Origin of the sequence: Butyrivibrio sp. M55, from assembly GCF_900116865.1 — a bacterium.
In the GTDB taxonomy this organism is placed as follows: domain Bacteria; phylum Bacillota; class Clostridia; order Lachnospirales; family Lachnospiraceae; genus Butyrivibrio.
The window spans coordinates 245,571-272,450 of the sequence record NZ_FPCD01000001.1; the positions used below are offsets into that span (position 1 = coordinate 245,571).

Consider the following 26,880-nt stretch of genomic DNA (forward strand, 5'->3'; position numbering starts at 1 on the left):
TATAGGGTGGAATTAATAATTTGAGAAATAGCAGAAAAAGAAGACGTTCTTTAGGGAGAAGAACTTACAGGAAAAGAAACGGTCAAAGACTGTCCGTTAGAGAATATAAATTAAGAAGAAGAAAAGAAATACTTGTACATACAGCTTCACTGGCAGCCGGAGTTGCATTACTTGTAGCAGGTTTTGTATTTATCATGAGCAAAGTCCATATAACCTTACCAAAGGACGGACCGTTTGATGCTTTCACCGAGCAAGGGGACGATGATGAGGCATCACATGATATTGTTGATACAGAAATAAAAGAAGTCGAGTTAAATCCTTTCTTGGAAAAATCCGAGGATGCACGAGCTTTCTTTAAGGGCTATAAAGTTGATTATATGGAGACTAATGTTGCCCATCTAAACAGTAATAACAAAGATAAAGAAGATTATGTAGACAGTTCGTATGCCGTTCTTCTTGATCTTGATACAGGAAAAGTTATTGCGGGAAGAGGTGCCAAGACAAGAATGTTCCCGGCATCGATGACCAAGATATTAACTCTTTTGGTTGCTGCCGAACATATAAAAAGTCTTGATGACGAGTATGAAATAAATGAAGGCATAGTGCAATATGTTTTAGAAAACGACTGTAGTAACGTTGGTCTTGAAGCCGGTGACAAACAGACAGTTCGCGATCTTATGTACGGTACGATTCTTAAATCAGGTGCTGATGCAGCGATTGGACTTGCTGAATATGTTGCAGGTTCTCAGGAGGCTTTCGTAGAGCTTATGAACCAGAAAGTTGCAGAGCTCGGACTTGCCGGTTCTGCGCATTTCACAAACTGTGTCGGAATTTTTGACGAGGATCTTTATTGTACGCCTCTGGATATAGCAATTATTCTAAAGGCTGCTGAAGAGAACAAGCTTTGTAATGAAGTTTTACATACAAAAATGTATACCACTTCGCCTACAAAGGCTGCTCCGAACGGAATAAGCATTAGTAACTTGTTCATCAGAAGAATAGAAGATAAAGACACCTTGGGTACAGTACTTGGTGCCAAGACCGGATATGTACACCAGGCCGGATCATGTGCGGCCAGCTATGAAGTATCTGCGCAGGGAAAACACTATATATGTGTAACCGCGAAAGCTTACAGTTCATGGAGATGTATATATGATCATGTAGCTATTTACAGTACTTTTGTAGATAAAACTCCCGAACAAATCGCCGAAGAAAACAAAGATAATATTGCTGCAAGTAATGAAGCATCAAAATAATTAAAAGAAAACTGCTTGGGAAAATAATTCTCAAGCAGTTTTCTTATATCAATCCATAATTATTTAAGCAACCATACAAAATATCATCTTAATCCCTGTAGCAATGACCGTGATTCTTTCATGGCTGTATCAGAGGCTTTTGCATATATATTTGTCGTCTGAATGCTTTTATGATTCATTTTTTTCTTAAGAAGCAGAATATCATTGTCACTTGCGGCATAAAAGCTCATTGCAAAGCTGGATCTTAATTTGTGCGGAGATATAATCCTTGCTTTTTCAGGGAGACACACAGAAACATATTTCTTTACAAGAATCTCAACCGCACGTACTCCCAGTCTGTTGCCGGAAGTAGTAGTGAAAGCGGGAAATTTAAGATTCTTGGAGGTCAATCCAAATTTAGCCTTTTGGGAAGTAAAGTAAATCTCCAGATAATCGCGACATTCATCGGAATAGTAGATTACCTGCGTATCGCCGCCTTTTCTTGTCACAACAACACTACATTCTTCGAGATTATAATCTATAATATCCGTATCAAGCATCTCGGAAACACGAAGGCCGGTATCCAGAAGTAATATGAACATGGCTGAATCTCTGTCAGCGTATATATAATGGACCTTTGCGACAGAATCATGAAGATTTGTTCCATGCCTTACGGTATCAAGAAGAACGCGCTGTTCATCGTTTGTTAAATAAATAACATCTTTACTTGGAATTTTGATTGTCTTTGTAGCGGCAATCGGATTACGGGACATTTTACCCGTAGCTACAAAGAAGCCATACATGCTGGATAATGAAGCGCGTTTTCTTTTTACGGTTGATTCCTTATGATTTCCGGAAAGCGTTGTCAGGAATCTGTTTATATCAAGAATTTCTATGTTGGCCACGTCATCTATGGACAGATCTTTAATGTTTTTATCACAATGCTTTGGAAGGTAACTTACGATGAATTCAAGATAGACCTTTATGTCGCGACAATATTCGAGTTTGGTCGCATAATTTTCGACACGTCCGAAGTTGTATATGAAATCAGAAACAAACTCAGGCATTTCACTTAGAAGCTCATTGATCTTATCAGAGTATTGTTTTTTGTTATCTGGCATATTATATTTCCCCCAAAAAGGACTTTCATTCGCATAAAAATAGATATATAGGCATAGAATACCCATATATCTATTATAACACGCTATATGTTTTTCGTAAAACTAGAATTTTGCGAAAAAGTATATTTACATCCCTATCAGAGAAAATCATGCCGAGAAAATCATGGAAAATCTATCCAAATTAATGCCAAATAACTTCCAAAGTCGGTCCCTGTGTAGGTATTGTAAGTGCTTTATCATTCTTAACTTCTTTAAATTCTTTATTATTTTCAATGTCACGGATAAATACAGGTGTACCTTCATTGTTCATAAAAGCTTTTATGTATTCATCAATGGAATTTATCTTATGATCAAACATCATGCCGCCCATATCGGGTTGTCCGGGATTATGGATATCGGAACCTGCAGACATTCTGAAGTTCTTGCTTACGGCATATTCGTATCCGAGGCTGTTCTGATAATCGGGATTACATGCGTTATATACTTCAGCACCGTCACTTACGTCAGGTGTCAGATTTATCTCGCTAAGATAGCCTCTTTCCCTGTAAGGATGAGCCTGGACCATGATTCCACCATATTCATGAACGCATTTGTATACTTCATATCTGTCTTTTTCAAGAATGTCCGGATTATCAAGAAGCCACTTTTTATCCACTCCGTAAAGAAGAAATTCGTCTCCGTGAAAATTATATTCTATACCGAACATAACAGTCAGATCCGAGCCTGTTCTCTGAGCCTCTTCCAGTGCATGTTCATAGCCGCTGCAGTACATCTCTACCCTCTTCTCCCAGGGCAGGTCTTTCGGAACACAGCTGTTTCCGTTAAAAAAGTGATCTGTAATAATAATTCCGCTGTAGCCAAGCTCCGACATATATTTAATGAACTCGCGGGCCTCTGTTCCTGAGCAGGCGCTCGCTTCCTTGGTGTGCATGTGAGTTTCATAAATGTACTTCATAATGTTGTCTTTTTGTGCTCCTTTAGTCAGTCGTATATGCTATCAATAAGCGCAGCGTATTTTCTGCGCCATCTTTATGGCTTCTCTCATATCCGTGAGAAGCATAAACACCGGCACCTATAAGCCCGTGTCTAAGATCGTTTCCTGCGCGGAGTGAAGCTTCGGCGTCACTTCCGTAGAATGGATATACATCAACGGCATAATCTATGTCATTATCCATAGCAGCCTTGATAAGAGATTTTACAACGTTGTAGTTGTAAGGCCCCGCGCTGTCTTTTGCGCAAATGGAAACCTGTTTTTCGCTACAATCAAGATTTTCACCGACACATCCCATATCAACAGATATTACCTCTGTACAGCCTTTTGGAACGCTTCCGCATCCACCGTGGCCAACTTCTTCAAAAACTGTTATATGGGCATATATTGCTCTTTCAGGGGTGATATTATTATCTTTAAGATATTTTGCATAAGCAAATAAAATTCCGACGCTAAGCTTATCATCCAGGAATCTGGATTTGATATAGCCGCTCTTTGTCACTCTGAAATTCGGATCAAAACATACTATATCACCGATAGATATACCCAGCTTCTTTACATCGTCTGCATCTTTTACATCTTCATCAAGAACAACTTCGCAGCTGCTCCATTCTCTTTTCTGCTCGTTGTACTTTCCGTTTACGTGAATTGAAGCATCATTTAACTGGAAAGTGCCTTCGTATTCACCGTTAAATTTGGTTATGACCTTTACATTTTCAGTCTCGGCATTGTTTGGATTCATACCACCTAAATTGGTAAGCTCCAGTCTTCCGTTTGGCTTGATCCTTGAGACCATTCCGCCAAGCGTATCTACATGAGCTTCAAGAAGGAGCCCGTTATCTTTATCTTTGCCGCCAAACTCAACGATAATACCGCCTTTAACCGTGTAGTAAGCGTTAAAACCAAGCGCTTCAAACTCTTTTTTTACAAAAGAAGCTGCTTCTTCGGTGTAACCTGTAGGAGAATCGATATTTACGATTTCTTCAGTTTTCTTTACAAGATAATCGACATATTTTTTTTCAATTTTTTTCTTCATATTAACTTCGCTCCTCAACAAAACATTCTACTCTTGGAAAATGCAATATTCCAGCAAAAAAGGATAAAATCTTTATTTAAAAACTTTGAATAACCCTGGAAATGTAGAAAAAAGCCTGTATCCTGCGATACAGACCTAATTGATAAAGTTTATTACAGCAAAGATTTGACTGCATTATCCATTGCAGACTTAACCTTTGTATTCATTTCATCGGAAATCTGAACGTGAAGCATATTGATGACCCTGTTATCAATAGAATACCCCAATCTTGATGCGTGCTCGTTCAGATCGTCGGAATGAGTATTCTCGTAGCTTGAACGAAGATTCGCACTCAAGAGTTTCATTGATGTCATTGACTCATATACTTCGGCAAAATCAGCTCCAAACTTCTTCTTATCCTCTTCACTCAAAGATGAAATTGCAGTCTGATTAAGATATTTGTTTGTAATACTGTCAACCGATGCCAAAAAATTAAAATCCATAAATGAATTATCTCCCTGGAATTATTCAGATACAAATTATATATCGGAAGACACGAATTTTAGTTAAGCCATTTTACGAAAAATTCAAAATATACCATATTTTGTTTAATAACATAAAAGAGCAAGATGAACTGCCATCTTGCTCATAATATCATATTATATCAGCCTTTTTTGCCGGCTTCGTAATCTTCGACATATTGAATTATCAGTTTTACAGTGCCCTCAATTCCAAGAATGCTCGAATTGATGCAAAGATCATAGCTGTCGGCTCTTCCCCATTTCTTGGAAGAATAATAGTTGTAATAACTCTGACGCTGTTTATCTTTCTTTATCATCATCTCACGTGCTTTTTCGTTTGATGTGATATCTGAAAATCTCTCACGTATCCTCTTGATCTTACATTCTTCATCACCGTAAATAAAAAGATTAAGTACATTCGGAAGGTCGCTCAATGCATAATCTGCGCATCTTCCAACAATGATACAGGGTTCTTCCTTAGCGATCTTCTTGATCGTATCAAACTGTGCAAGGAAAACCTTGTGACTGATCGGCATATCTACAAAACTAGAGGAATTATATCCAAAAGAATATGTATCCATTACAAGATTATACAAAAAAGAATTTGTAGGCCTTTCATCGTGATTCTGGATCATTTCCTCACAGAATCCGCTTTCTTTTGCAGCTCTTGATAAAAGTTCCTTGTCATAACATTTTATTCCAAAATGATCGGCAACCATCTCTCCGATTTCTCTTCCGCCCGATCCAAACTGTCTACCGATAGTGATTATCGTATTCATACAGATCACCCCTTTTTATAAAAAAGCTTTACTCTCACTTATATCTTACCTTATTTGAGAACATCAAGCAAATGCTGAAAGTATGCAGGTAAAGGGGCATCTGTCTCGATATATTCAGAGCTTTTCGGATGAACAAAAGAAAGAGTTTTTGCGTGAAGACACTGACCTTCTGTCTTAAATTTACTCTTTCTTCCGGGAGCATATACCTCATCTCCCAAAAGAGGATGGCCGATATGCGCCATATGAACCCTAATCTGGTGCGTTCTTCCTGTTTTTAACTTACACTCTATATAAGTCATATTATCCTGCTCAAAACGCTTCAAAACGCGATAATGGGTAAACGCCTCTTTTCCGCCTTTTGAAACGACAGCCATTTTCTTTCTGTCCGAAGGACTTCTTCCGATCGGCGCATCGATATCGCCTTCATCTTCCTTGATTATTCCATAGCAAATGGCATGATAGATGCGGTCTATAGAATGTTCCTTGAGCTGAGCCGCTATTTCCCTGTGAGATGCGTCATTTTTGCAGATGATAACGGAGCCTGTCGTATCCTTGTCGATTCTGTGTACGATTCCGGGTCTTAAAACGCCATTGATACCTGATAGATTCTTGCAATGAAACATAACGGCATTTACGAGCGTATCGGAATAATGACCGGGAGCCGGATGTACCACCATGTTTTTGGGCTTATTTACAACAAGCACATCCTCATCCTCATAAATAATATCAAGAGGAATATCCTGCGGTACAATTTCCGGAACTTCAAGCGGCGGAATCTCCATCTTTATCACATCATTTTCAGATACGACATAACTTGCCTTTACATTCTTATCATTGCAAAAAACCTTTTTATCATCGATAAGTTTTTTTATATAAGAACGCGAAAAAGAATCGATAAGTTCACTTATAAGCTTATCGATTCTGTATCCTTCATATTCATCGGTAACTACACATTCAAAGAGATTTGTTTCATCCATTCTCGAAATACCTTATTTGAACTCCTTGAATTTCTTCTGCTGCTTGAAGCTCAAAAATTCAAAGTCGTTATCCTTGTAGTAAAAAAGAAGCAGTCCCGCAAAGATAAATGTTGCAACCGTAACATAAATATCGGCCACATTAAAGATAGGGAAATTGATTATAACAAAATAAATGAAATCAATAACATAATCATTATGTATTCTGTCGATCATGTTTCCTGCGGCACCGCTTGCAACAAGTGCCAAAACAATATGCAAAATATTATATTTCTTGTCATCGGGCATTCTGAAAAGAACGTATGCGATAACCACAAGCATAATTGCGGCAATAAGTACGAAAAAAACCTTCTGATTCTGAAGCATTCCAAACGCAGCTCCGCTGTTTTTCAAAAAATTAAGCTCAAGAACCCCGTTGATTATCTTGATTGCGGGCTTATCCTGAAGATGTACAAGTGCAAGGTGCTTTGTGAGCTGATCGAAAAATATCAGCAAGACAATAAGTACAAGATCGGAAAGTAAAAAAAGTTTTTTCTTTTTAGATAAATTTGTGTTCATAATAAATCCTCTGTAAAACCTCTATTTATTCATTGGCCTTTTTTGACCAATCAATTTCTTCGAGAGCGGCTCTCATCTCGTCATCCGTAACCGTAGTATCGATAACGGCTCTGCCTATCTTCTTGATAAGGATAAACTTGATCTTATCAGCATCAGCTTTCTTGTCGGATTTTGTAAGTTTTATGACCTCATCCGCGTCAATACTGTCAAGAGAAATAGGAAGATTAAACGGAACAAGCATATCTCTTACTTCATAATATTCCTCCATTGAAAGAAGTCCCTTCTTCCAAGAGATAAATGCTGCCGCAACAAAACCGAGCGAAATACACTCTCCGTGCATAAGCTCAAAGTTTTTGTACTTCTCAATTGCATGTCCGAGTGTATGACCAAAGTTAAGAAGTGCTCTTTCGCCCTTCTCTGTGGGGTCCTTCTCAACAACTGCTTTCTTCACAAGACAGCTTCTGTATACCATCTCCAAAAGAGTATCAATATCCCTGTCATCAATCTCATACATATTGTCTATGAGCCAGGTGTAGAATTCGCTGTCCTTAATGATTCCATGCTTCATAACCTCGGCAAAACCCGAAGCAAACTGTCTTTCGTCAAGTGTCTTAAGAGTTGATATATTCATATAAACAAGTTTCGGCATATAAAATGCTCCGACCATGTTCTTATATCCCTTGTAATCAACGCCTGTCTTTCCGCCGATACTGCTGTCCGACTGAGCCAGAAGCGTTGTGGGAATCTGGATAAAAGCAATTCCTCTTAAATAAGTTGCAGCCGTAAAACCTGACATATCGCCTACAACTCCGCCGCCGAGAGCAACGATTAGATCATGCCTGTCAAAATGATTCAAAATAAGCTGTTCATATATCTTATTTATCTCATCGAGGTTCTTATTTGCCTCTCCTGCGGGTATTACACACTTTATAACAGTTTTTGCAACTTTATTTAGTATATCACATACTTCATTTGAGTAAAGTCCATCTACATTAGAATCTGTGATAAGGCAGATTTTTCTGTTCTCAAAACCGATTTTCTTTATTTCATCAGCAAGGTCTGAAAAGTCTTTGCTATATACAATGTCATAGCAAGGTTTCTCCTGATAGCATACGTTTAATGTCTTTTCCATAACATTCTCCTCAAAAAAAGACTGTTGACCTTATTATCTGTGTCAACAGCCTCGATCTTTTTAATCTATCTGCTGTGGTCCTTCTGTAATTCCACCACCGAATGTCCCGCTCAAAATACTCTGGAAATCACCTGAAATATCTACAGATGCAGGTGTAATAATAAATATATATCTGGAAATTTTCTGAAGATTACCTGATATTGCAAATGTCGAACCCGAAGTAAAATCAATGATTCTCTGTGCGATATCAACATCAAGACCTTCCAGATTAAGTACAACAGTCCTGTTAGCCAAAAGTGTTTCCGTTATCTCCCTTGCATCCTCGACAGAAGTAGGTTTAATCACGCAAACCTCCATGCCTGCCGCAGATAAAGCCTTCCTTGATCTGGTAGGAACAACTTTTGGAGTTGTCTTCTTTTTTTCCTCGGAAAGATCTATTGCAGGAACATCCTTTCCAATAGGAGTCGTATTGCTAAATATATCGTTTTTGGAACTGCTATCATAGTAGACATCATCAGAATCGTAATATCCGCTTTCATCATCTCCCGTAAGCTGTATTGCTTTTAAAAACTTATCCATTACGCTCATTATCTATATGCTCCTCATAATAATAATCCCAACAAAAATCTACCTTAATATTATCGTAGATTTGTACCGTATGTCAAATCGCTGTTGTGACAAACGGGCTCCTTGCTTGGGTTTTGGTCAAGGATTTGCGGTTGAACCGCCATCTGCCGATTCATCAATTGTCGCTTGAGAATCTTCTGAATCCTGTGAATCACCTGAAGATGCACTCTCCGCCTCATCTGCCGATCCTTGTGAAGCCGAAGTTTCTTCATTGTCCTGTGAATCCTGAGGTTCGTCCTTGGATCTGAGATTTTTATCATATGATTCGGCATCCAGAATAATATAGTCATAAACTCTAAGGCCGTATCTGGTTTTAGACTTAACTATAGAGTATTCCTCGTTATTGTATAGTACTTCAATCTGCTTGAAGTCGGCATAGCCTTTATTATAATTATATACGCCTTTAAGCGTACCCGTTTTGCCTACTGTAAACGTTGCAGTCGAATCCGGCTTTATAAGCACATCTCCGGCTCTTAGCGAATCTGTATCTATATAGCAGTCGGAATCATCCTCATTATAAATTGATATATTGACCGATTCAACAGTCTTATTTCCCTGCTCATCGTATTTATCCCTAAGAACGCTCGTTGTATCATCATTGTTCTCGGAAATGAAGTCATGAGGAATGGTAAAAAAGCTCTTTTCTACAATTGCGGAATTAGGTATCTTAAGACCGTTATTACTGTCTGTCAGAATCTCCACGCTTAAGAATCTGTCCCTGCAGAAAGTAATCATGGAATTGGTAAAAGACAACATGAAAAATTTATCACCGTTTCCGTTAGTGAACGAAGACACCTTTGCCGAGGAAATATCCTGATTCTTGATGAATTTAACATCAACATACTGATGACTTTCAAGCTCTTTGGCCTGCTCTTCATCTTTTACATTTATTATAATGGACCAGTCTTCGCTGTCGCAGATCTTATAAACCGGATCACCCTTTTTTACAAGTGAATTATTTATAAGCTGATGCTTTTCATATTTTGACTGATCAAAATTTTCAAGAGTTATACTATCGGGAGTAAGATTTTCATAACCGTCGGTTGAATAAATTACTATGCCCGGGTCCTGCGCACTTACTCTGGCGATTGAATTATTCAGATTAAGAGATTGAATGTCATTAAGAAGACTACTGTTTGAGAGCTTCTGCACCGTGCCGTCAAGTCCGCTCTTAAAATCATAAACAGTATAAAAATTTTTCTCATCAAAAGATGAAGTGAACGACATGATCTGAGAACGAAGTTCCGACATGCTCTCATCATTCAGCTCCACTTCTTCCGAACCCTGTGATTTTAAATATTCAATAAGTTTTCCCGATTCATCGATAGTATAGACAAGATCTCCGACCGCTGCCCTTGTACCTTCGGATGCAATATAATACACATAGCCCGCACGGTCAGCCGGAACGATCTTTTCGCTTCTGATAGCGATGGCCTCATAAATGTTATTGGTCGAAAGAGATCCGTCCATAACCTGATAAGGAATAACGCGGTCTTTGCCAAGGTAAATAACAACACTGATGATTATGTATATTGCCACGGCAACAAAGAAAACCACTCCGATATTTAGATTATTTATGTTTTTGGGATACTTTGTAATTTTACGGCTATTCTGGCCGGCCATATTATTAACCTTCTTCATACATTGAGCCGCGGTGAACCGCGGCTCAAATATCTCATACTTAAAATTTAAAGTGAAATAACAACCTTTGATTTTACGCTTTCGGGGAGTTCTGACTCATCCATTGAAAGACTGAGAACAAAATCAATATTAAACTTTTCGCCAAGCTTTTCGAGCTTGTCGATAGTTCCGGAAATATCTTTTCCTTCAAGACAGGATATTTTCAAAAAACTGTCAAAATACATTTGCTGGAGATCATGGTCCTGAGAAATAATACCACTGACGAAACCAATGAATTCATCGGAATTTTCTATCATAAACTCCGAGACGACTATCAGACGAATCTTATTGTTAAGTTCATACATGTGCTTGGTACTCTTATCGAGAAAGGCTACGGAACCGAGAACATTTTTTACCTCGGTGTTCACCTTGTCCAATAAGCATTTGGTCTTTCCTTTTCCTTTTTTCCCAACAATTAACTGAACCATCGGCATACCCTCCCGCAAGTAAGTATTTTATCGATATATTAATTATAGGATATTAGGTGCTAAAAGACAACATCATTTAACGATTTCATTAAGCATATTAGTCATGTCTGAATACAATGTATCACCGTCTGTATCGCGCATAATTACTGCGATGTACGGATTGCCGTCCCCATCTTTTGCAAGCAGGATAAGGCAATGTCCGGCAGCATTTGTGGTACCCGTTTTGCCACCGATAACGGTAACTCCGCTCGGTGCTGCCACATCTCCTCTGAGATATCCGTTTGTATTATCTATAGTTCTGGACTGACCTTCGCCGTTTTCATCGGTCCACTTTACATCATATGAATTCATGCTGATAATCTCAGAAAATGTATCATATTTCATAGCTGCACTGAATATAAGATACATATCATATGCAGTGACCAGATGATCTTCAACGTTAAGGCCGTTTGGATTCTTAAAATTAGACTGTGTCGCGCCAAGTTTCATTGCCTCGGCGTTCATCATATCGGCAAAGCCCTCTATTGAACCTGCAAGATTGGTTGCAATAAGATTCGCGACGTCATTTGCGGAATAAATAAGCAAAGCATGAAGCGCTTCGTTAAGCGTCATGGAACAGCCTTCTTTAAGTCCGAGTGCCTGGGCTCCGCTCTCATTTGCATATACGGATGAATCCGCAACAAGCACCTTATCGAGCTGATCTCCATAATATTTAAGCGCAATATAAGCAGTCATGACTTTCGTCAGACTGGCGGGTTTAAGTCTTTCATGTACATTTTTGGCATAAAGTGTTCTTCTTCTGTTAATGTCAAACAAACCGGCACTTACTTTGTCATTGACCTGCATGTCCTGGCTCGTAATATCCTCTACATCAGCAACACACTTATCTGCCGCAAAAGGTTCACATCTATTACTTGATGTTGCTTTATCAATAGAATACTTTGCTTCGTATGGAATTGAAGAACATCCGCTCAGATAAACGGATGAAAGCATCAACATTATAACAAAAAAGGAACAAGGCTTACTTATACATTTCACGCCACTCAAGATCTCCTCTATCCAAAGATTTAATAAGCAGTTCAGCTGAAGCTAGATTAGTTGCAACCGGGATGTTGTGCATATCGCAAAGTGTCATGACATTACTGATGTCAGGCTCATGTGATTTAACAGTAAGCGGATCTCTCAAAAAAATAACAAGATCAATCTCGTTATGCTCGATAGCCGCTCCAAGTTGCTGCGCACCACCCAAGTGTCCCGCAAGATACTTGTGGATGCTGAGATTTGTAACTTCTTCTATAAGTCTGCCCGTTGTACCCGTGGCGAAAAGATCATTTTTACTTAATATACCCCTATAAGCTATACAAAAATTCTGCATAAGCTTCTTTTTTGCATCATGTGCAATAAGCGCAATATTCATTTCTATCTATAACCCTCCCTAGATATACTTGTTGCTTTGCAATCTGACATTCAGGACAACCCCCATGCCTGCATACATACTTAAAATTGCAGATGTTCCTGCACTGATAAATGGAAGCGGAAGTCCCGTATTTGGGAAAAGACCTGTAACAACGGATATATTGATGAATCCCTGAAATCCGATCCAGGCTCCGATTCCTGCCGCAAGAAGCTGTCCCGCTTTGTCTTTTGCCCTAAAAGAGATCATTAAGCATCTGACCGCAATTATTAAGATAAGAAAAATAACCGCGCATCCCCCAATGAAACCAAATTCTTCTCCTATTACCGCAAAAACAAAGTCTGACTGAGGCTCTGAAATAAATCCGGCGTTAAGTACGGTAACATCATCTGTGTTATATCCTTTTCCACGGATTCCACCCGAACCTATTGCCATAAGCGAATGTAATGTCTGATAAGCTTTGTTAGTTGTAAAATCTTCGGGATGTAACCATGCAAGTATTCGTTCACCTTGATATACTTTTAGAACCTTACCAAAAACAATGCCCCAGCCGTTTACAGCATCTCCGATAACGAATAGTACAAGCGGAACTGACACAGCAAGCGCAATTGCAACAAGTCTCCAGTCCATTCCGGCAACAAACAACATGCATGCAAAAGTAACGAATATCATGATACATGTTGAAAGATCGGGCTGCGCTATAATAAGCAAAATAGGAACAGCCAGCAAAGCAAAACAAACAAAGATAAAGCGTATATCTTTGATTTTATCTTTATATTTCATAATAAACTGCGCAAAAAATAAAATCAATAAAATTTTGGCCGCTTCACAAGGCTGAAAACTAACACCAAGTTTCAACCACCTTCTTGCACCGTTAATCGTTCTTCCCATAGGGGTAAAAATAAGTGCTAAAAGGACAAGATTTGCAATATAAAAGAGCCAATTAAATTTCAGCAAAAATGTATAATCCACAAGTGACAAAAATATCATTAACAAAAAACTGAATATCGAGCCGCCAATCACCATTTTTTTTAATTCGGGAAAAGAGGAAGTGACGGCAAGAATACCAAAGATATTTGTTATTAAAATCATTGCCACAAGGAAAAAATCATATTCAGTTATCTTATATTTTTTCAGCATTTCACGCATTTAATTTCTCCAAACTTTAGTCCTCGCGTCCGCCTCCGATAAGAGCTTCTCCTCCACCCAGAATTTCATCAAGTGTCTTATATTCAAAATAGTATTCAAGAACCTTTTCAGTTATCTGAGCCGCATAACTTGATGTATATCCGTTTGCAACTCTGGTAGCAACCGCAATTTTAGGCTGCTCGTTCTTATCACTGTACGGCGCATAACAGACAAAGAGTGAATGGTTGGGATTCCATCCTTCTTCCGCCGTTCCGGTCTTACCCGCAACAGGGCATCCTTTATTTGAAAGCTCGTTGTAATAAGGCTTATCCATTACTACTTCTCTCATTCCATGATGAATGAAATCCCAGTAAGCCTGCGGCATATTTATCTGATTTCTGACCTTAGCACTGTTATCTTTCATTTTGCCGTAAGAATCAAGTGCAATCTTATCTACCAATGTAAGATCAAAACATTTTCCACGGTTTGCAACAGTTGTAATATATCTTGCAAGACCAACAGTTGAATAGTTATTTGTATCCTGTCCGATAGCACCACGGACAGCATCATTTTTTGCAACTTTTGGTTCCGCTTCGGCAATCTCTATTCCGGATTTATCTGTAAGTCCGTATTCTCCCGCATATTTAGCAAGCTTAGCACAACCAAGATCACTATCATATTTATTGCCACTTGTTCCCAATCGATAACCGACTTCATAGAAAAAGCAGTTACATGAATTTCTGATACCACCGACAACATTAAGTGAACCGTGTCCGCCGGCTTTCCAACATTTTGCGGGATGCTGAGGATCCGATTTACTGAAAATTCCGCTACAGCCAATGGTTGAAGTTGTAGTTATTGCATTTTCCATAAGTCCCGCGGTAGCTGTTACCATCTTAAATGTAGATCCGGGCGCTGTCATTTCAAGAGTGGCATGATTGTACATAGGTTTTGCATTTGATTTATCCGTCAAAAGACTGGTCAGATAATCAGGATCACCTTCACTCAGACGATTGTTGTCATAACCGGGGTACGATACAAGTGCCAGAATATCACCGGTCTGTACGTCGGTAATTACCATGGAACCGGTACAAGGATACAAGCCAAGCTGTGCAGGTGTAATATCAAGCTTTTCCAACCTGTTACGCAAAAATACGTAAGGTGAAATTCCACCATTTTTCCAGACTGTAAGTTCATCGGGATCAATATTTTCTGCTTTTATGATTCCCTGCTCCAAGAGAACATTGCATACCTGCCTCGGAGATATTGTATCGGAATAAAGCATGTGCTTATAAAGGTATGTATCAAACACATGATCGTTATTAAGGCCGTATTGCTTTGTAGCACCCTTACCTTCTTTTCCCGCTACAATATAATTGACAATCTCGCCGTAAGTCTCATCCGAATCAGCATAGAGATTTTCAATATCAAGCTTAGATGCATCAACCCATTCGTTTATTATCGCTCTGTCAATATACTGGGAAAGAGAAATAGTTCCGGCTTTCCATTCCTTATTGATTTTAACGAAATCTTCATCATCCTTATCAGCTGAAATTATCGGAAAATTCTTATCCCTTAAGATATCCAGAATATGATCCATATATTCCTGATACTCTTCAGGAAGCTGATTTTTAGGAGTTTTCTTATTCAAAAGTTCATCCTTGATCGCAGCGATTGTTTCCTTTTTCTTAGGAACAAATGCTGCATACAAAGCTTTTTCGTTTTCCTGTGCATCCGCATTCTTAAATTTAGAAATATCTATAATATCATTCACAAAAAGATTTATATATGCGTCATATATGGGAAGCCACATCTGGTTCGCACTGGGCTTCTCGTCAAAAACAGGACCGCGTTTTGAATCTTTAAGTTTATCCAGAAGAATGGTCGCAAGATTTTTCTCAAGAATCTTATAACATCCCTTGGTAAGTTCTTTATCAATAGTAAGATACACATCATGACCGGCAACAGGCGCCACACTGTCACTGATTTCAAGAATATGTCCTGTTTTGTCAACGTGAATTGTATCTTTTCCTTTTGTTCCCTGAAGTTCACTTTCAAGCGACTTTTCAATGCCGGATTTTCCGACTATATCATTCAAGTCATATTTTTGTTCTTCATCATCATCGGAACCGGCTTTTGCAAATAAGCCTTTTTTATTATCTTCCGTTTCTTCGCCTGCTTCTTTATTAAATTCATCAAGCTCAGAAACTGATATTTTTCCCGTATAACCAAGAATGGGTGAAAAACAGAAGAAATCATCATCATACATTCTCACATAGCTGCTTGTAATATCAACGCCATCAAGTTGATCCTTGCACTCCAAAATTGCCGCAGCAGTTTCTTCCGAAACTCTCGAAGAAATAGTGGTCGCAAGATAATTCTGATATCCCTGTTTAGCCATCTTGTATCTGATAACCAGTATCTTAAATCCCATTTCTGGCGAATAACCCTTCATGGCTTCAAATGTTTCTCGGGTTTGATTTTGAGGGTCAGAATAATCCCCGATACTGAAGCTATAACAAAGATCTTCAACAACCTGTTTGGCTGTCTTTACTTTTTCTTCAGGTTTTAGATCCTTTACAGAAGTTCTTCCGTAAGCATCCCTTAGGAACTTAAGAATATCCGATTCAGTTTCCGGCTTAAAAATATATTTTCCCGAAACATCCCTCATGATATCAAAATCAAAATCTATTTCATCATTGTTAGCTTCGATAATCTCAATGGTTTTCTCGAGCGTTTCATTAATCTTACGATTCTTTTCCTTCAGCTTCAGATTGGGATATACATCTTCTATCGTTACGGAATCCGCACGCTCATCATGAGCAAGAAGATTCTTGTTTCTGTCATAGATGCATCCGCGAGGTGCAGGGATATACTTATCCTTGATTGTTTCGTTTATAGCTGTTTCTTTGTAATAATCTCCCATTATTATCTGTAAATAAAACAAACGGGCAAGCAAAACACATGCAAATGCAACAATTACACCTGCAAGCATTACGGATCTTGAAGTTATGAACTTTATGAATTTCTCTTTAATCTCGTCAAACAAATTTTTTCTCGCTCCTTTGTTCCTTCTCAAGGATCCATTCATGTATCTTCAAGATAACCGGATAATAGAAAATTGCAACAAGCGCCGTATAGACAACTCCCGGTATTATCGTGTTCATCATATAATAACCGATGTCAAATTGCTTTCTGAACAAGAGCAGCAAAACATAACAAACAAAATTATAGATAAAATCAGAAACAGATATTATCGTGATGGGAATTGCAATATTCTGAGAATAAAAGACCTCGTTCAGTTTTCCCACAAGGAATCCGAGATACATATAGATAAGTGCATAAAACCCGAGGTGACCGAAAAATATATCAATCAATAAACCACCAAAAAAACCGGTCATAAGTCCCGGTTTTTCTCCTCGCAAAAAAGCAACAGAGGTCACAAAAACAAGCATAAGATCCGGAGTGACACCTCCGAAATCCAATACTCTGTTAAAAACTGAAATCTGCACTGCAAACGTCAATATCGCCAATAAAAAATTTACTAATAATCTTCTTATACTCATCTGTTTTTATTTTTGTTTAAATGGTTTAGGATTCTTGACAACAAGCACTATATCCAAATGCTCAAAATCAACAGCGGGCGTAATTGTTCCTTTTTTGGTATTATCTGGCTCATTCTCTATACCCGAAATATTACCGATCAAAACACCCGGAATATATTTTTCACTGATGCTTGATGTAACTACAGAATCTCCAAGCGCAATTTTATCGTCTTTAAATCTTGAAAAAGTAATATTTCCACTGTAGTCGTACTCTTTAAGGTTACCTGAAACATTAAGATTTTTCTTAAGGCTCAATACTGTTCCGGTTACATTATTGTCATCCTGAATGATCGTACGAACCTGAGCCCAGTCGGGACCCAATTTGATAATACGTCCGACAAGTCCACCGTCGGCAAGAATATTCATATCAACTTCAAGTCCGTCATCTTCTCCCTTGTTGATAATAAAGGAGTCATACCATTTACATTTACCGGGCTCTTTAGCTACAACCTTAGCAGCAACCGTATCAAAATTATACTGATCATCGAGTTCTTTAAGCTCACGAAACTCAATAAGCTCGTATTTATCCTGCTGCAACTTGCTGTTTTCAATTGTAAGCTCATCTACTTTTGCTTTAAGTCTCTCGTTCTCGTCAAGAAGTCTTGAGATCTCAGACAATCTGTCGGCTGTATTTTTGATCTTGGTTCCGACAGTCGTGATGCCTCTTTGAAGCGGCATCATAAAGACACTTGCAAAAGCATTTATCGGTCCTTCAAGCGGACCTGCATTGATCTTGTCTGCGTTAAACGTTATCAGCATAAGAACAATACATAATGCAGTTAAAATAGAGAGAAGATATTTACTGGGAACAGTAAACTCTTCTCCGTTTCTCCTAATAACAGGGCTCATTATTTATCCTCTTCGATTCCATAAGCAAGAACCTTGTACTGGTCATCTTTGATAATCTTAGAAAGACCAAGGGCAACAGAACCAATCGGGTTCTCGGCAAGATTAACATTAAGGCCTACACCGTTCGAAAGTCTCTGTGCGAGATGGCAGATCTGAGATGCACCACCTGTAAGATAAAGTCCGTGCTTGAAGATATCTGCAGCAAGCTCCGGAGGAGTTCTCTCAAGTGTAGCTTTAATATTATCAAGGATTGCATCAAAGCTTTCGATAAGAGCCTGATTGAGAAGATCTGTAGGGATCATTCTCTCTACTGGAAGACCTGTTACGATATCTCTTCCGTAAACAACGGCATCCTTACCCTCTTTTTCAAGGTCCTTAAGTGACATTTTTACAGTTTCAGATGTTTTTTCACCGATAAGAAGACCGAATTCCTTACGGATAACGGTTCTGATAGCCTCGTCAAATTTCTTTCCGCCGACTTTGATAAGCTTGCTGACAACGATTCCTCTGAGTGAAAGAATTGAAATCTCAGTTGTATCATATCCAACGTCAACAACAAGAACACCCTGTGAATTCATAACGTCAACATTCATTCCGAGTCCGTCAGCCAGAGGCTTCTTAACCATCATGATCTTCTTGGCTTTAATTCCGGCATCATTTATAAGATCGTGGAAAGCACGTCTTTCTACTTCCGTAACATCCTTAGGAACTGCAATATAAACTTCGCAAGGCTTAACTGAGCCCTTCATCTGATCTGTCAAAAACAGCTTTACAAGAGCTTCCATATGCTCGATATCAGCGATAACACCACTGCTGAGAGGATATGTTATCTGAATCTTATCGGGAGCTTTCTCGTACATTTCGTATGCAGAATTACCATACGCAAAAACTCTTGTCTTATTTTCGATGGCAATCATGTTCTTTTCAACGAAAAGTCCATCCTCATCTCTGTTATAAATCTTAATGTTGCTGGTTCCAAGATCGATTCCAAATATGTTACTCAAAACGTCCTCCTTATTGCCATAACAGCCCTTTTTCTTCAAAGCTGTAATATGAGCGATCTCCTATAATAATATGATCCCTTAAAATGATATCAAGCATTGCCCCTGATTCCCTGATCTTATTGGTAATAAGAACATCCGACTTACTGGGAGACGGATCTCCGCCGGGATGATTGTGCACCAATATCAGATTTGAAGCTCCCGTTCTAAGAGCGTGAATAAAAACATCTCTCGGTGATAATGAGGCTGAATTGACAGTCCCCATGGACAAAAGAACTTCCTGGACAAGCTTTAATCTGTTGTTAAGACAAAGCAAAAAGACCCTTTCGGATTCTTCATGCCTTAGCTTTTCCATAAAATAATTTGCAACCATAGACGGATCGTTGCACAAAAGTCCAATATCCGCTTTCTGGCAAGACATTCTCTTTGCGAGCTCAGCGATACACTTAAGTTTGACCGCTTTAACTTCACCTATGCCATGAACTTTCATAAGTTCTTCAACAGAAACACAGAAAAGACTGTTAAGTCCTTTCTCTTTTCCTCTACCCATTGCCATAACTTTCTTTGCTATATCAACCGGAGATGCACTGCTGCTTCCTGTTCGAATTATAATCGCAAGAAGTTCGGCATCGGTCAGACTTTCCGGACCTGACTTTAAAAAGCGCTCATAGGGAAGCTGGTCCTCATATGTTCTGTGCTCTTTAAAAGAGATATCTGATTGCTTCATGTGATTCCTCCTGATATAAGCTTTCCGGGCGATCAGAATGAATCAAAATCATACAGCTATTAGTTTAGCACAAGATAAGGCCTGCATCTACAAGATTTTGCAAAGTCTTTAGTATGCCAATCTTGGCGTGCGGCCATGTAAGTCCTCCCTGGAAGAATACAGAGTAAGGTTCCTTGATGGGGCCGTCAGCCGAAAGCTCTATTGAAGAGCCCGAAACAAAGGCACCTGCAGCCATTATTACCTGTGAATCATATCCCGGCATATCCCATGGTTCGGGAGTTACAAATGAATCAACGGGAGCCGCAGCCTGAACACCTTTACAAAATTCTATAACACCCTCAGGCTTTCCGAATGTGACAGCCTGTATAATGTCATGTCTCTCTTCCTTGCTGTCGGGACAAACGGAAAATCCGAATTTCTCATAAATATTGGCAGCAAATATTGCACCTTTAAGTGCACTTGCAGTTACTGTAGGTGCAAGGAAAAGTCCCTGATAAAAAGAAGGAAGTATTCCGAGTGATGCACCCACCTCTTTTCCAAGTCCCGGTGAAGTGAGCCTGAAAGCAGCATTCTCGACGCATTCTTTTTTACCTGCGATATAACCACCGATCGGAGCAAGTCCGCCTCCGGGATTCTTAATCAGCGATCCGACAACCATATCGGCACCTACATCTGTAGGTTCGATTCTCTCGACGAATTCTCCGTAGCAGTTATCAACCATGCATATAACATTGCTCTTTATACCCTTGATAAATGCTATAAGCTCTCCTATTCTCGAAACAGAAAGAGTCGGTCTTGTCTGATATCCCTTTGACCTCTGTATGGTAACAAGCTTTATGTTCTCGTTCTCTACAAGAACCTTCTTGATATTGTCATAATCAAAACTTCCGTCTGAAAGAAGATCCACCTGTGAATATGTGATTCCATACTCTGCAAGAGAGCCCTTTGATTCTCTTATTCCGATAACTTCTTCAAGCGTATCGTAAGGCTTTCCTACAGGAGAAAAAAGCATGTCTCCGGGTCTTAAATTACTCATAAGAGCAAGTGCAAGCGCATGAGTTCCGCATGTTATCTGCGGACGAACAAGCGCATCCTCGGTGTGAAACACTGATGCATAGACCGCTTCAAGTTTCTCTCTTCCGATATCATTGTATCCGTAGCCCGTTGTTCCCATAAGGCAGGCTTCGCTTACCTTATTGTCCTGCATAGCTTTAAGAACCTTGAGCTGATTATACTCAGCGGTCTCGTCGATCTTCTTAAATCTCTCCGATAGCTCCTCAATAATAATTTCTCCGAATCTGTGCACCTTCTCTGAGATGCCAAACTCATCATATAACTTGTCTATTGTCTGATTTAATTCACTCATTTTCATATATCCTTAGTATTTCTTCCAAAACGAGATTGTCATCTCTGTTAAACGCCGATTTATCTATCCAGCGAACTTCCTTTTCCCTTCGAAACCACGTAAGCTGCCTCTTTGCAAAATGCCTCGTGTTTCTCTTTATCAGATATATCGCTCTTTCAAGGTCGTATTCGCCATCAAGATAGCCGAATATCTCCCTGTATCCAAGGCTCTGCATCGAAGTTGCGGTCTTTGGAATGTCTAGCTTACGAAGTTCCTTAACTTCATCGACAAGTCCGTCCTCTATCATGGCATCTACTCTTTTATCAATTCTTGAATAAAGAACTTCCCTGTCATCCGTTAGCACAAAATAGTAAAAATCATAAGGCGAAACTTTTTCGCTCTGCTCCTTGTTGTGCTCGGATATTTTCCTGCCGGTCTTTTTATAATATTCTAGAGCTCTTATAACCCTCTTTGAATTATTTTCATGTATCAAAAGAGCCGACTCGGGATCGACACTTTTTAGTTCCTCATAAATACCGGAAGTGCCTTCTTTTCTGACTCTTTCTTCAAGCTCATGTCTTATGGTATTATCTTCATCCGTCTCGGTAAAATCAATATCATAAAGAACAGCCTGAATATAAAAGCCTGTTCCGCCGACAAGTATCGGTACTTTTCCTCTTGATGAAATATCCGTAATGGCATCTTTCACAAGTTTCTGGAACATAAAGACGTTAAAGTCCTCTTTCGGGTCAAGAAAGTCGATAAGATGATGAGGGATACCCCCCATTTTCTCTTTGGAAATCTTGTCCGTGCCGATATTCATATATTTATAGACCTGCATAGAATCAGCGGAGATTATCTCTCCGCCAATCTTTCCGGCAAGCTCTATTGATAATTTGGATTTTCCCACAGCAGTGGGCCCCGTTAAAACAATCAGCTTTTGTTTATTCATTCCACAACTCGTTTAAACTTTTTATCAATTTCATACTTTGTCATCGATATGATCGTAGGTCTTCCGTGAGGACAATTATAAGGATTATCAAGAGTAAGAAGTTCATCCAAAAGAGCTTCCATCTCTTCCTTTGTCATCTTTGTATTCCCCTTAACAGAAGCCTTGCAGGCCATGCTCGCGATCTTATAATTTATCACATCAGGTGTTCTGTCAAGATTTGTTTCATGTGACAGTTCATCAAGGATTTTGATAAAAAGATCCTTCTCATCATCACATCCAAAAAGATCAACGGGAATAGCTCTCATCGCATATTCATGTCCGCCAAAATTCTCGATGTTAAAGCCTATCTTTTCAAAGTACTTCCTATAGCGAAGGAAAAGTTCCTCCTCAGCAGAAGCCAGAGTTACGATAACAGGCGGATTTACCATCTGTGAAAGCATTTCGCCCGATTTATATCTCTTTATCATTCGCTCGTAGTTAACTTTTTCATGCGCAGCATGCTGGTCCACAAGAAGCATCTTATCTTTGTAACCGATGATCCAGTATGTTCCGAATATCTGACCGAGAATCTCATACTCTTTGACATTCTCTTTACTCAGAACTTTCTCTTCAAAAAGATCCAGCTGAACGGGCTTTTCAACTATAATAGCTTCCGAAGGCTTAATTATAGGCGAAGGATGTTCTGTTTTTTCAGCCTGTTTTCCTTCAAGATCCCCGAAAATCCTTGTCCATACGGCAGACTTATTGTTATCGCTTATTCTTACCGTATCGCCGTTTGCATCTTTTGAATAAACCGGAGTATCTTCTTTTACAAGATTCTCCTCAAATCTCTGCTTTTCAAAAGGCTCGGGAGCAGTCTTCTTTTTTGGAGCTTCTTCTTTATCTCCGGCTGCCTCCGCATTCTTTGAATCATCGTCAAAAAAGACATCAACAGATGTCGGAACAGGATCTGCATCTTTATGCGAAATCTCTTTATTCAAAATCTCTTTATTATTTGAAACTTCTTTATTTGAAATCTCTTTATTTTGAGCCAAAGATTCCGTTGATGCAGCTTTCGGCTTGAGTGCGGCCACCTCATTGTCAGCCCTTATAATATTAAGAGCATCTGTCTTTTTAGGCGCCGTCTTTTTGTCATCAAGAACAGCATCGGGAATCATCTCGCGATTTCTAAGCGTATTCTCTACATTTGAACGTATAAGCTCATAAAGTGCGGTCTGATTGTCGAATCTGACTTCAAGCTTAGCGGGATGCACGTTTACATCCACCATCGCGGGATTCATTCTGATATGAAGGACCGCAAACGGGAACTTATGCATCATAAGATACTGCTTATAGCCCTCTTCAAGAGCCTTGGAAATAATCTTATCTTTTACATATCTTCCGTTTACGAAAAATATCTCAAAATTCCTATTTGACCTGTTTATCGAAGGCTCACCGAGATACCCCTCAATAGTCACGCCTTTTTCCGTGATATTTATGGGAACGAGGTTAAGCGAAACATCTCTTCCATAGATTCTGTAAATAATCTCTTTGAGATCTCCGTTTCCGGAAGTGTTGAACTTATCATCCCTGTTGTTTATGTAGTGGAATGATATTGTAGGGTTATCAAGAGCAAGATGCTCCATGACATCACCGATATAGCTTGCCTCAGTCTGAGGAGTCTTAAGAAACTTCTTTCTCGCAGGAGTATTGAAAAAGAGATTTCTTACGATAAGAGAAGTTCCGTCAGGAGCTCCAATCTCTTCAAAGCATACTTCCTCTCCGCCGCTTATACTGTATCTGATTCCGACAAGATCGTCTCTTGTCTTTGTGATCAGATCAACCTGGGCAACGGAAGAAATACTTGATAAAGCCTCTCCTCTGAATCCAAGCGAATGAATCGTAAAAAGATCCTCGATAGACTTAAGCTTACTTGTAGCATGTCTTTTAAACGCTTTTCTTATCTCGGTCTTTTCAATTCCTGATCCGTTATCCGTGACACGAATCATATCGATACCGCCGCCTTTTATCTCAACGGTGATCGCGGTAGCGCCTGAATCAATCGCGTTTTCAACAAGTTCTTTTACGACACTCGCAGGCCTCTCAACAACTTCTCCTGCAGCAATCTGGTCTATGGTATTTTTGTCGAGTTCGTTAATGAATGCCATTTAGTTTTTCCACCTGTTTTTCAAATCACTCTGAAGCTTGTACAAAGTATTCAGAGCGTCCATGGGCGTAAGAGTTGTAATATCGATTTCCTGCAATCTCTTAAGCACATCTTCATCGGTTACAGTATCAAACAGTGACATCTGATCCATATCAACGTCGTCATAATGCTTAACTTTGACTTTTTTATCACTCTTATTGTCCTTTGCAATACTCTGGACTTTATCGGTAATATCATTGTCGGTAAGTTCAGCAACAATCTCCTTGGCCCTGTCGATGACCATATCAGGAACACCTGCAAGCTTAGCAACCTGAATACCGTAGCTCTTGTCAGCGCCACCCTTTACGATTTTCCTTAGAAAAACAATATCATCACCGTTTTCTTTAACGGCAATACAGTAGTTATTTACATTGTCCATCTTACCCTCAAGCTCTGTAAGCTCGTGATAATGCGTAGCAAACAAAGTCTTGGCGCCAAGTATCTTTCTGTTACTGATATGCTCCGTAACAGCCCAGGCAATGGCAAGACCGTCATATGTCGATGTTCCTCTTCCTATCTCATCCAGTATCAAAAGAGAATTTGAAGTCGCATTACGTAATATGTTTGCAACCTCATTCATCTCAACCATGAATGTAGACTGACCGCTGCCAAGGTCATCGGAAGCACCGACTCTTGTAAATATCCTGTCAACGACACATATATCGGCTTTCTCTGCAGGTACAAAACTTCCTATCTGCATCATCAGTGAAATAAGTGCCGTCTGTCTCATATATGTCGATTTACCCGCCATATTGGGACCTGTGATAATTGAGATGCAGTGCTTTTTGTTATCAAGAAATGTATCGTTTGAGATAAACATATCGGAAGAATCAAGCATAAGCTCAACAACCGGATGTCTTCCGTTCTTTATGTTGAATACACCCTTTTCGTTTATTGAAGGCTTAACATAATGATTCTTTTCCGCAACATAAGCAAGCGAAGCATATACATCAAGGAGTGCAAGCGCTTTAGCCGTGCCCTGTATTCTGTCTATCTCAAGAGCGATGGAATCTCTTATCTTGCAAAACATCTCATACTCAAGATTATTTAGCTTATCCTGAGCATTTAAAATTGTATCTTCAAGCTCTTTTAACTTGGGAGTTGTATATCTCTCGCAGTTTGTAAGAGTCTGTTTTCTGATGAAGTAATCGGGGACTTTGTCTTTGAATGAATTGGTAACTTCAAAGGAGTAACCAAACACATTGCTGTATTTGATCTTAAGATTTTTTATCCCCGTCTTTTCCTTTTCTTCATCCTCAAGCTGTGCAAGCCAGCTTTTTCCGTTGGTTCCGGCTTCTCTGAATGTATCGATATCTTTGTCGAAACCATCCTTTATGATTCCGCTTTCTTTTATTGTAAGCGGAGGCTCCTCAACGATAGCCATATCTATAAGGTCATAAATATCTCTCAAAGGATCGAGTCTCTCCTCAAGTGAAGAAAGCTCCGGATCATCCTTAACATCAATAAGAGATGTCTTGATTGCCGGAATCATCCTGATTGAATTTCTGAAAGCAAGAAGATCTCTTGGGTTGGCAGTCTTAAACACGATCTTTGACATAAGTCTTTCAAGATCGTATACGGGATTAAGATACTCACGTATTTCTTCCCTTGTGACTACATTCTTTACAAGCTTTTCAACCGCACCCTGTCTTAAAAGAATGTCGTCCTTTTCAATTAGAGGCTGTTCTATAAAGCTTCGAAGCGTTCTCGCACCCATAGCTGTTTTGGTCTTATCGAGAACCCAAAGGAGCGTTCCTCTCTTCTGCTTATCCCTCATCGTCTCAACAAGCTCAAGATTTCGCCTTGTAGATGAATCAAGAAGCATGAACTTACTTGTAAGATAAGGGTAAATATGAGTGATATTCGCTATCTCAGTCTTCTGCATATCAATGAGATACTGCAAAAGAGCTCCCGCAGCCACGATTCCGTTTCCGAAATCATCAAGTCCGAGACCTATTAGCGACTTAACTTTAAAGTGCGTTATCAGTGTCTTTTTACAATTTTCCTCATCGTAATATCTTGCATCAAGAGGATTTATATATACTCCGAGCCTGTTCTTAAGATCGTCGGTTGAAACCCCCGAAAAAGTGAAAGCTTCATTGCAGATAAGCTCGGAAGGCATGTACTTTCCAATCTCGTCACAAGCTTCCTTGATGCTTGAAACTTCCGTAAGGTAATAGTCACCCGTCGTAACATCCGCAACAGATATTCCGATGCATTCCGAATCATAAAATACGCACATGAGATAGTTGTTCTTGGTCTCCTCAAGAGCCTGCATATTAAGATTCGTTCCCGGCGTGACGATTCTTGTCACATCTCTTTTTACGATGCCTTTTGCCTGCTTTGGATCCTCGGTCTGCTCACATATCGCAACCTTATATCCCTTTGAAACAAGTCTTGTAAGATAAGTATCAACCGCATGAAAAGGAACTCCGCACATAGGCGCTCTCTCTTCAAGTCCACACGCCTTTCCCGTAAGGGTAAGCTCAAGCTCTTTTGAAACAGTCTTCGCATCATCAAAAAACAGTTCGTAAAAATCCCCAAGTCTGTAAAACAAGACGCAGTCTTTATACTCGTTCTTTGTCTGAAGATAGTGCTGCATCATGGGTGATA

At 39.3% G+C, this 26,880-nt stretch carries 24 protein-coding genes; 1 reads left to right on the top strand and 23 read right to left on the bottom strand.

Annotated features, from left to right (window positions below; translation table 11 throughout):
• Positions 1 to 20: 20 nt before the first annotated feature.
• Entirely contained in the window at positions 21 to 1,256 is a 1,236-nt protein-coding gene (locus BM398_RS01170) for a D-alanyl-D-alanine carboxypeptidase family protein (RefSeq protein WP_092336068.1), read from the top strand.
• A gap of 83 nt (positions 1,257 to 1,339) precedes the next feature.
• Here the strand turns inward: BM398_RS01170 and BM398_RS01175 are convergent, their stop codons facing one another.
• The 23 genes from BM398_RS01175 to mutS all read right to left on the bottom strand — a co-directional run bounded on the left by BM398_RS01175 (position 1,340) and on the right by mutS (position 26,872).
• Positions 1,340 to 2,356, bottom strand: a complete 1,017-nt coding sequence (locus tag BM398_RS01175; RefSeq protein WP_175531789.1) for a tyrosine-type recombinase/integrase — start codon at positions 2,354 to 2,356, stop codon at positions 1,340 to 1,342.
• A gap of 181 nt (positions 2,357 to 2,537) precedes the next feature.
• The gene (locus BM398_RS01180) at positions 2,538 to 3,311 is read right to left on the bottom strand and encodes a PHP domain-containing protein (protein ID WP_092336070.1); all 774 of its coding nucleotides are present in this window, start codon (positions 3,309 to 3,311) and stop codon (positions 2,538 to 2,540) included.
• Between the two features lie 22 nt (positions 3,312 to 3,333).
• On the bottom strand, positions 3,334 to 4,383 hold the full coding sequence (locus BM398_RS01185; RefSeq protein ID WP_092336071.1) for a M42 family metallopeptidase: 1,050 nt from the start codon (positions 4,381 to 4,383) through the stop codon (positions 3,334 to 3,336).
• Positions 4,384 to 4,535: 152 nt separating this feature from the next.
• Positions 4,536 to 4,865 carry a hypothetical protein gene (locus BM398_RS01190; RefSeq protein WP_092336072.1) on the bottom strand — a complete coding sequence of 110 codons (330 nt, stop codon included), beginning with the start codon at positions 4,863 to 4,865 and terminating at the stop codon, positions 4,536 to 4,538.
• 161 nt (positions 4,866 to 5,026) lie between these two features.
• Positions 5,027 to 5,662: a cytidylate kinase-like family protein gene (locus BM398_RS01195; RefSeq protein WP_175531790.1), complete on the bottom strand. Its 636-nt coding sequence runs from the start codon at positions 5,660 to 5,662 to the stop codon at positions 5,027 to 5,029.
• Positions 5,663 to 5,712: 50 nt separating this feature from the next.
• Complete coding sequence (locus tag BM398_RS01200; RefSeq protein ID WP_092336073.1) at positions 5,713 to 6,639, bottom strand: RluA family pseudouridine synthase; 927 nt, start codon at positions 6,637 to 6,639, stop codon at positions 5,713 to 5,715.
• 12 nt (positions 6,640 to 6,651) lie between these two features.
• On the bottom strand, positions 6,652 to 7,194 hold the full coding sequence (lspA, locus tag BM398_RS01205; protein ID WP_092336074.1) for a signal peptidase II: 543 nt from the start codon (positions 7,192 to 7,194) through the stop codon (positions 6,652 to 6,654).
• Between the two features lie 25 nt (positions 7,195 to 7,219).
• On the bottom strand, positions 7,220 to 8,326 hold the full coding sequence (aroB, locus tag BM398_RS01210) for a 3-dehydroquinate synthase (RefSeq protein WP_092336075.1): 1,107 nt from the start codon (positions 8,324 to 8,326) through the stop codon (positions 7,220 to 7,222).
• 60 nt (positions 8,327 to 8,386) lie between these two features.
• A complete protein-coding gene (locus tag BM398_RS01215) occupies positions 8,387 to 8,914 on the bottom strand; it encodes a cell division protein SepF (protein WP_026654882.1) in 528 nt (175 codons plus the stop codon).
• Between the two features lie 117 nt (positions 8,915 to 9,031).
• A complete protein-coding gene (locus tag BM398_RS01220) occupies positions 9,032 to 10,594 on the bottom strand; it encodes a biotin/lipoyl attachment domain-containing protein (RefSeq protein WP_242949730.1) in 1,563 nt (520 codons plus the stop codon).
• 47 nt (positions 10,595 to 10,641) lie between these two features.
• Positions 10,642 to 11,061: a hypothetical protein gene (locus BM398_RS01225; protein WP_026666771.1), complete on the bottom strand. Its 420-nt coding sequence runs from the start codon at positions 11,059 to 11,061 to the stop codon at positions 10,642 to 10,644.
• Positions 11,062 to 11,133: 72 nt separating this feature from the next.
• The gene (locus BM398_RS01230; RefSeq protein ID WP_242949731.1) at positions 11,134 to 12,099 is read right to left on the bottom strand and encodes a D-alanyl-D-alanine carboxypeptidase family protein; all 966 of its coding nucleotides are present in this window, start codon (positions 12,097 to 12,099) and stop codon (positions 11,134 to 11,136) included.
• Positions 12,083 to 12,478 carry a methylglyoxal synthase gene (gene mgsA, locus BM398_RS01235; protein WP_026654885.1) on the bottom strand — a complete coding sequence of 132 codons (396 nt, stop codon included), beginning with the start codon at positions 12,476 to 12,478 and terminating at the stop codon, positions 12,083 to 12,085. The genes BM398_RS01230 and mgsA overlap by 17 nt, the downstream gene beginning before the upstream one ends.
• Before the next feature lie 18 nt (positions 12,479 to 12,496).
• The gene (locus tag BM398_RS01240) at positions 12,497 to 13,624 is read right to left on the bottom strand and encodes an FtsW/RodA/SpoVE family cell cycle protein (protein ID WP_242949732.1); all 1,128 of its coding nucleotides are present in this window, start codon (positions 13,622 to 13,624) and stop codon (positions 12,497 to 12,499) included.
• 16 nt (positions 13,625 to 13,640) lie between these two features.
• On the bottom strand, positions 13,641 to 16,652 hold the full coding sequence (locus BM398_RS01245) for a penicillin-binding transpeptidase domain-containing protein (RefSeq protein WP_092336076.1): 3,012 nt from the start codon (positions 16,650 to 16,652) through the stop codon (positions 13,641 to 13,643).
• Positions 16,645 to 17,169 (bottom strand): rod shape-determining protein MreD, encoded by a 525-nt coding sequence (gene mreD / locus BM398_RS01250; RefSeq protein ID WP_092336077.1) that lies wholly within the window; start codon positions 17,167 to 17,169, stop codon positions 16,645 to 16,647. The genes BM398_RS01245 and mreD overlap by 8 nt, the downstream gene beginning before the upstream one ends.
• 6 nt (positions 17,170 to 17,175) lie before the next feature.
• The gene (gene mreC, locus BM398_RS01255; RefSeq protein ID WP_092336078.1) at positions 17,176 to 18,057 is read right to left on the bottom strand and encodes a rod shape-determining protein MreC; all 882 of its coding nucleotides are present in this window, start codon (positions 18,055 to 18,057) and stop codon (positions 17,176 to 17,178) included.
• A complete protein-coding gene (locus BM398_RS01260; RefSeq protein ID WP_026666766.1) occupies positions 18,057 to 19,061 on the bottom strand; it encodes a rod shape-determining protein in 1,005 nt (334 codons plus the stop codon). Before BM398_RS01260 ends, mreC begins: the two co-directional genes overlap by 1 nt.
• Before the next feature lie 10 nt (positions 19,062 to 19,071).
• The gene (gene radC, locus BM398_RS01265; protein ID WP_026666765.1) at positions 19,072 to 19,785 is read right to left on the bottom strand and encodes a RadC family protein; all 714 of its coding nucleotides are present in this window, start codon (positions 19,783 to 19,785) and stop codon (positions 19,072 to 19,074) included.
• A gap of 64 nt (positions 19,786 to 19,849) precedes the next feature.
• Entirely contained in the window at positions 19,850 to 21,151 is a 1,302-nt protein-coding gene (locus BM398_RS01270; RefSeq protein ID WP_092336079.1) for a methionine gamma-lyase family protein, read from the bottom strand.
• On the bottom strand, positions 21,144 to 22,082 hold the full coding sequence (gene miaA, locus BM398_RS01275) for a tRNA (adenosine(37)-N6)-dimethylallyltransferase MiaA (RefSeq protein ID WP_092336080.1): 939 nt from the start codon (positions 22,080 to 22,082) through the stop codon (positions 21,144 to 21,146). Before miaA ends, BM398_RS01270 begins: the two co-directional genes overlap by 8 nt.
• A complete protein-coding gene (mutL, locus tag BM398_RS17355; RefSeq protein ID WP_242949735.1) occupies positions 22,079 to 24,229 on the bottom strand; it encodes a DNA mismatch repair endonuclease MutL in 2,151 nt (716 codons plus the stop codon). Before mutL ends, miaA begins: the two co-directional genes overlap by 4 nt.
• Positions 24,230 to 26,872: a DNA mismatch repair protein MutS gene (gene mutS, locus BM398_RS01285; protein ID WP_034462312.1), complete on the bottom strand. Its 2,643-nt coding sequence runs from the start codon at positions 26,870 to 26,872 to the stop codon at positions 24,230 to 24,232.
• Positions 26,873 to 26,880: the final 8 nt, after the last annotated feature.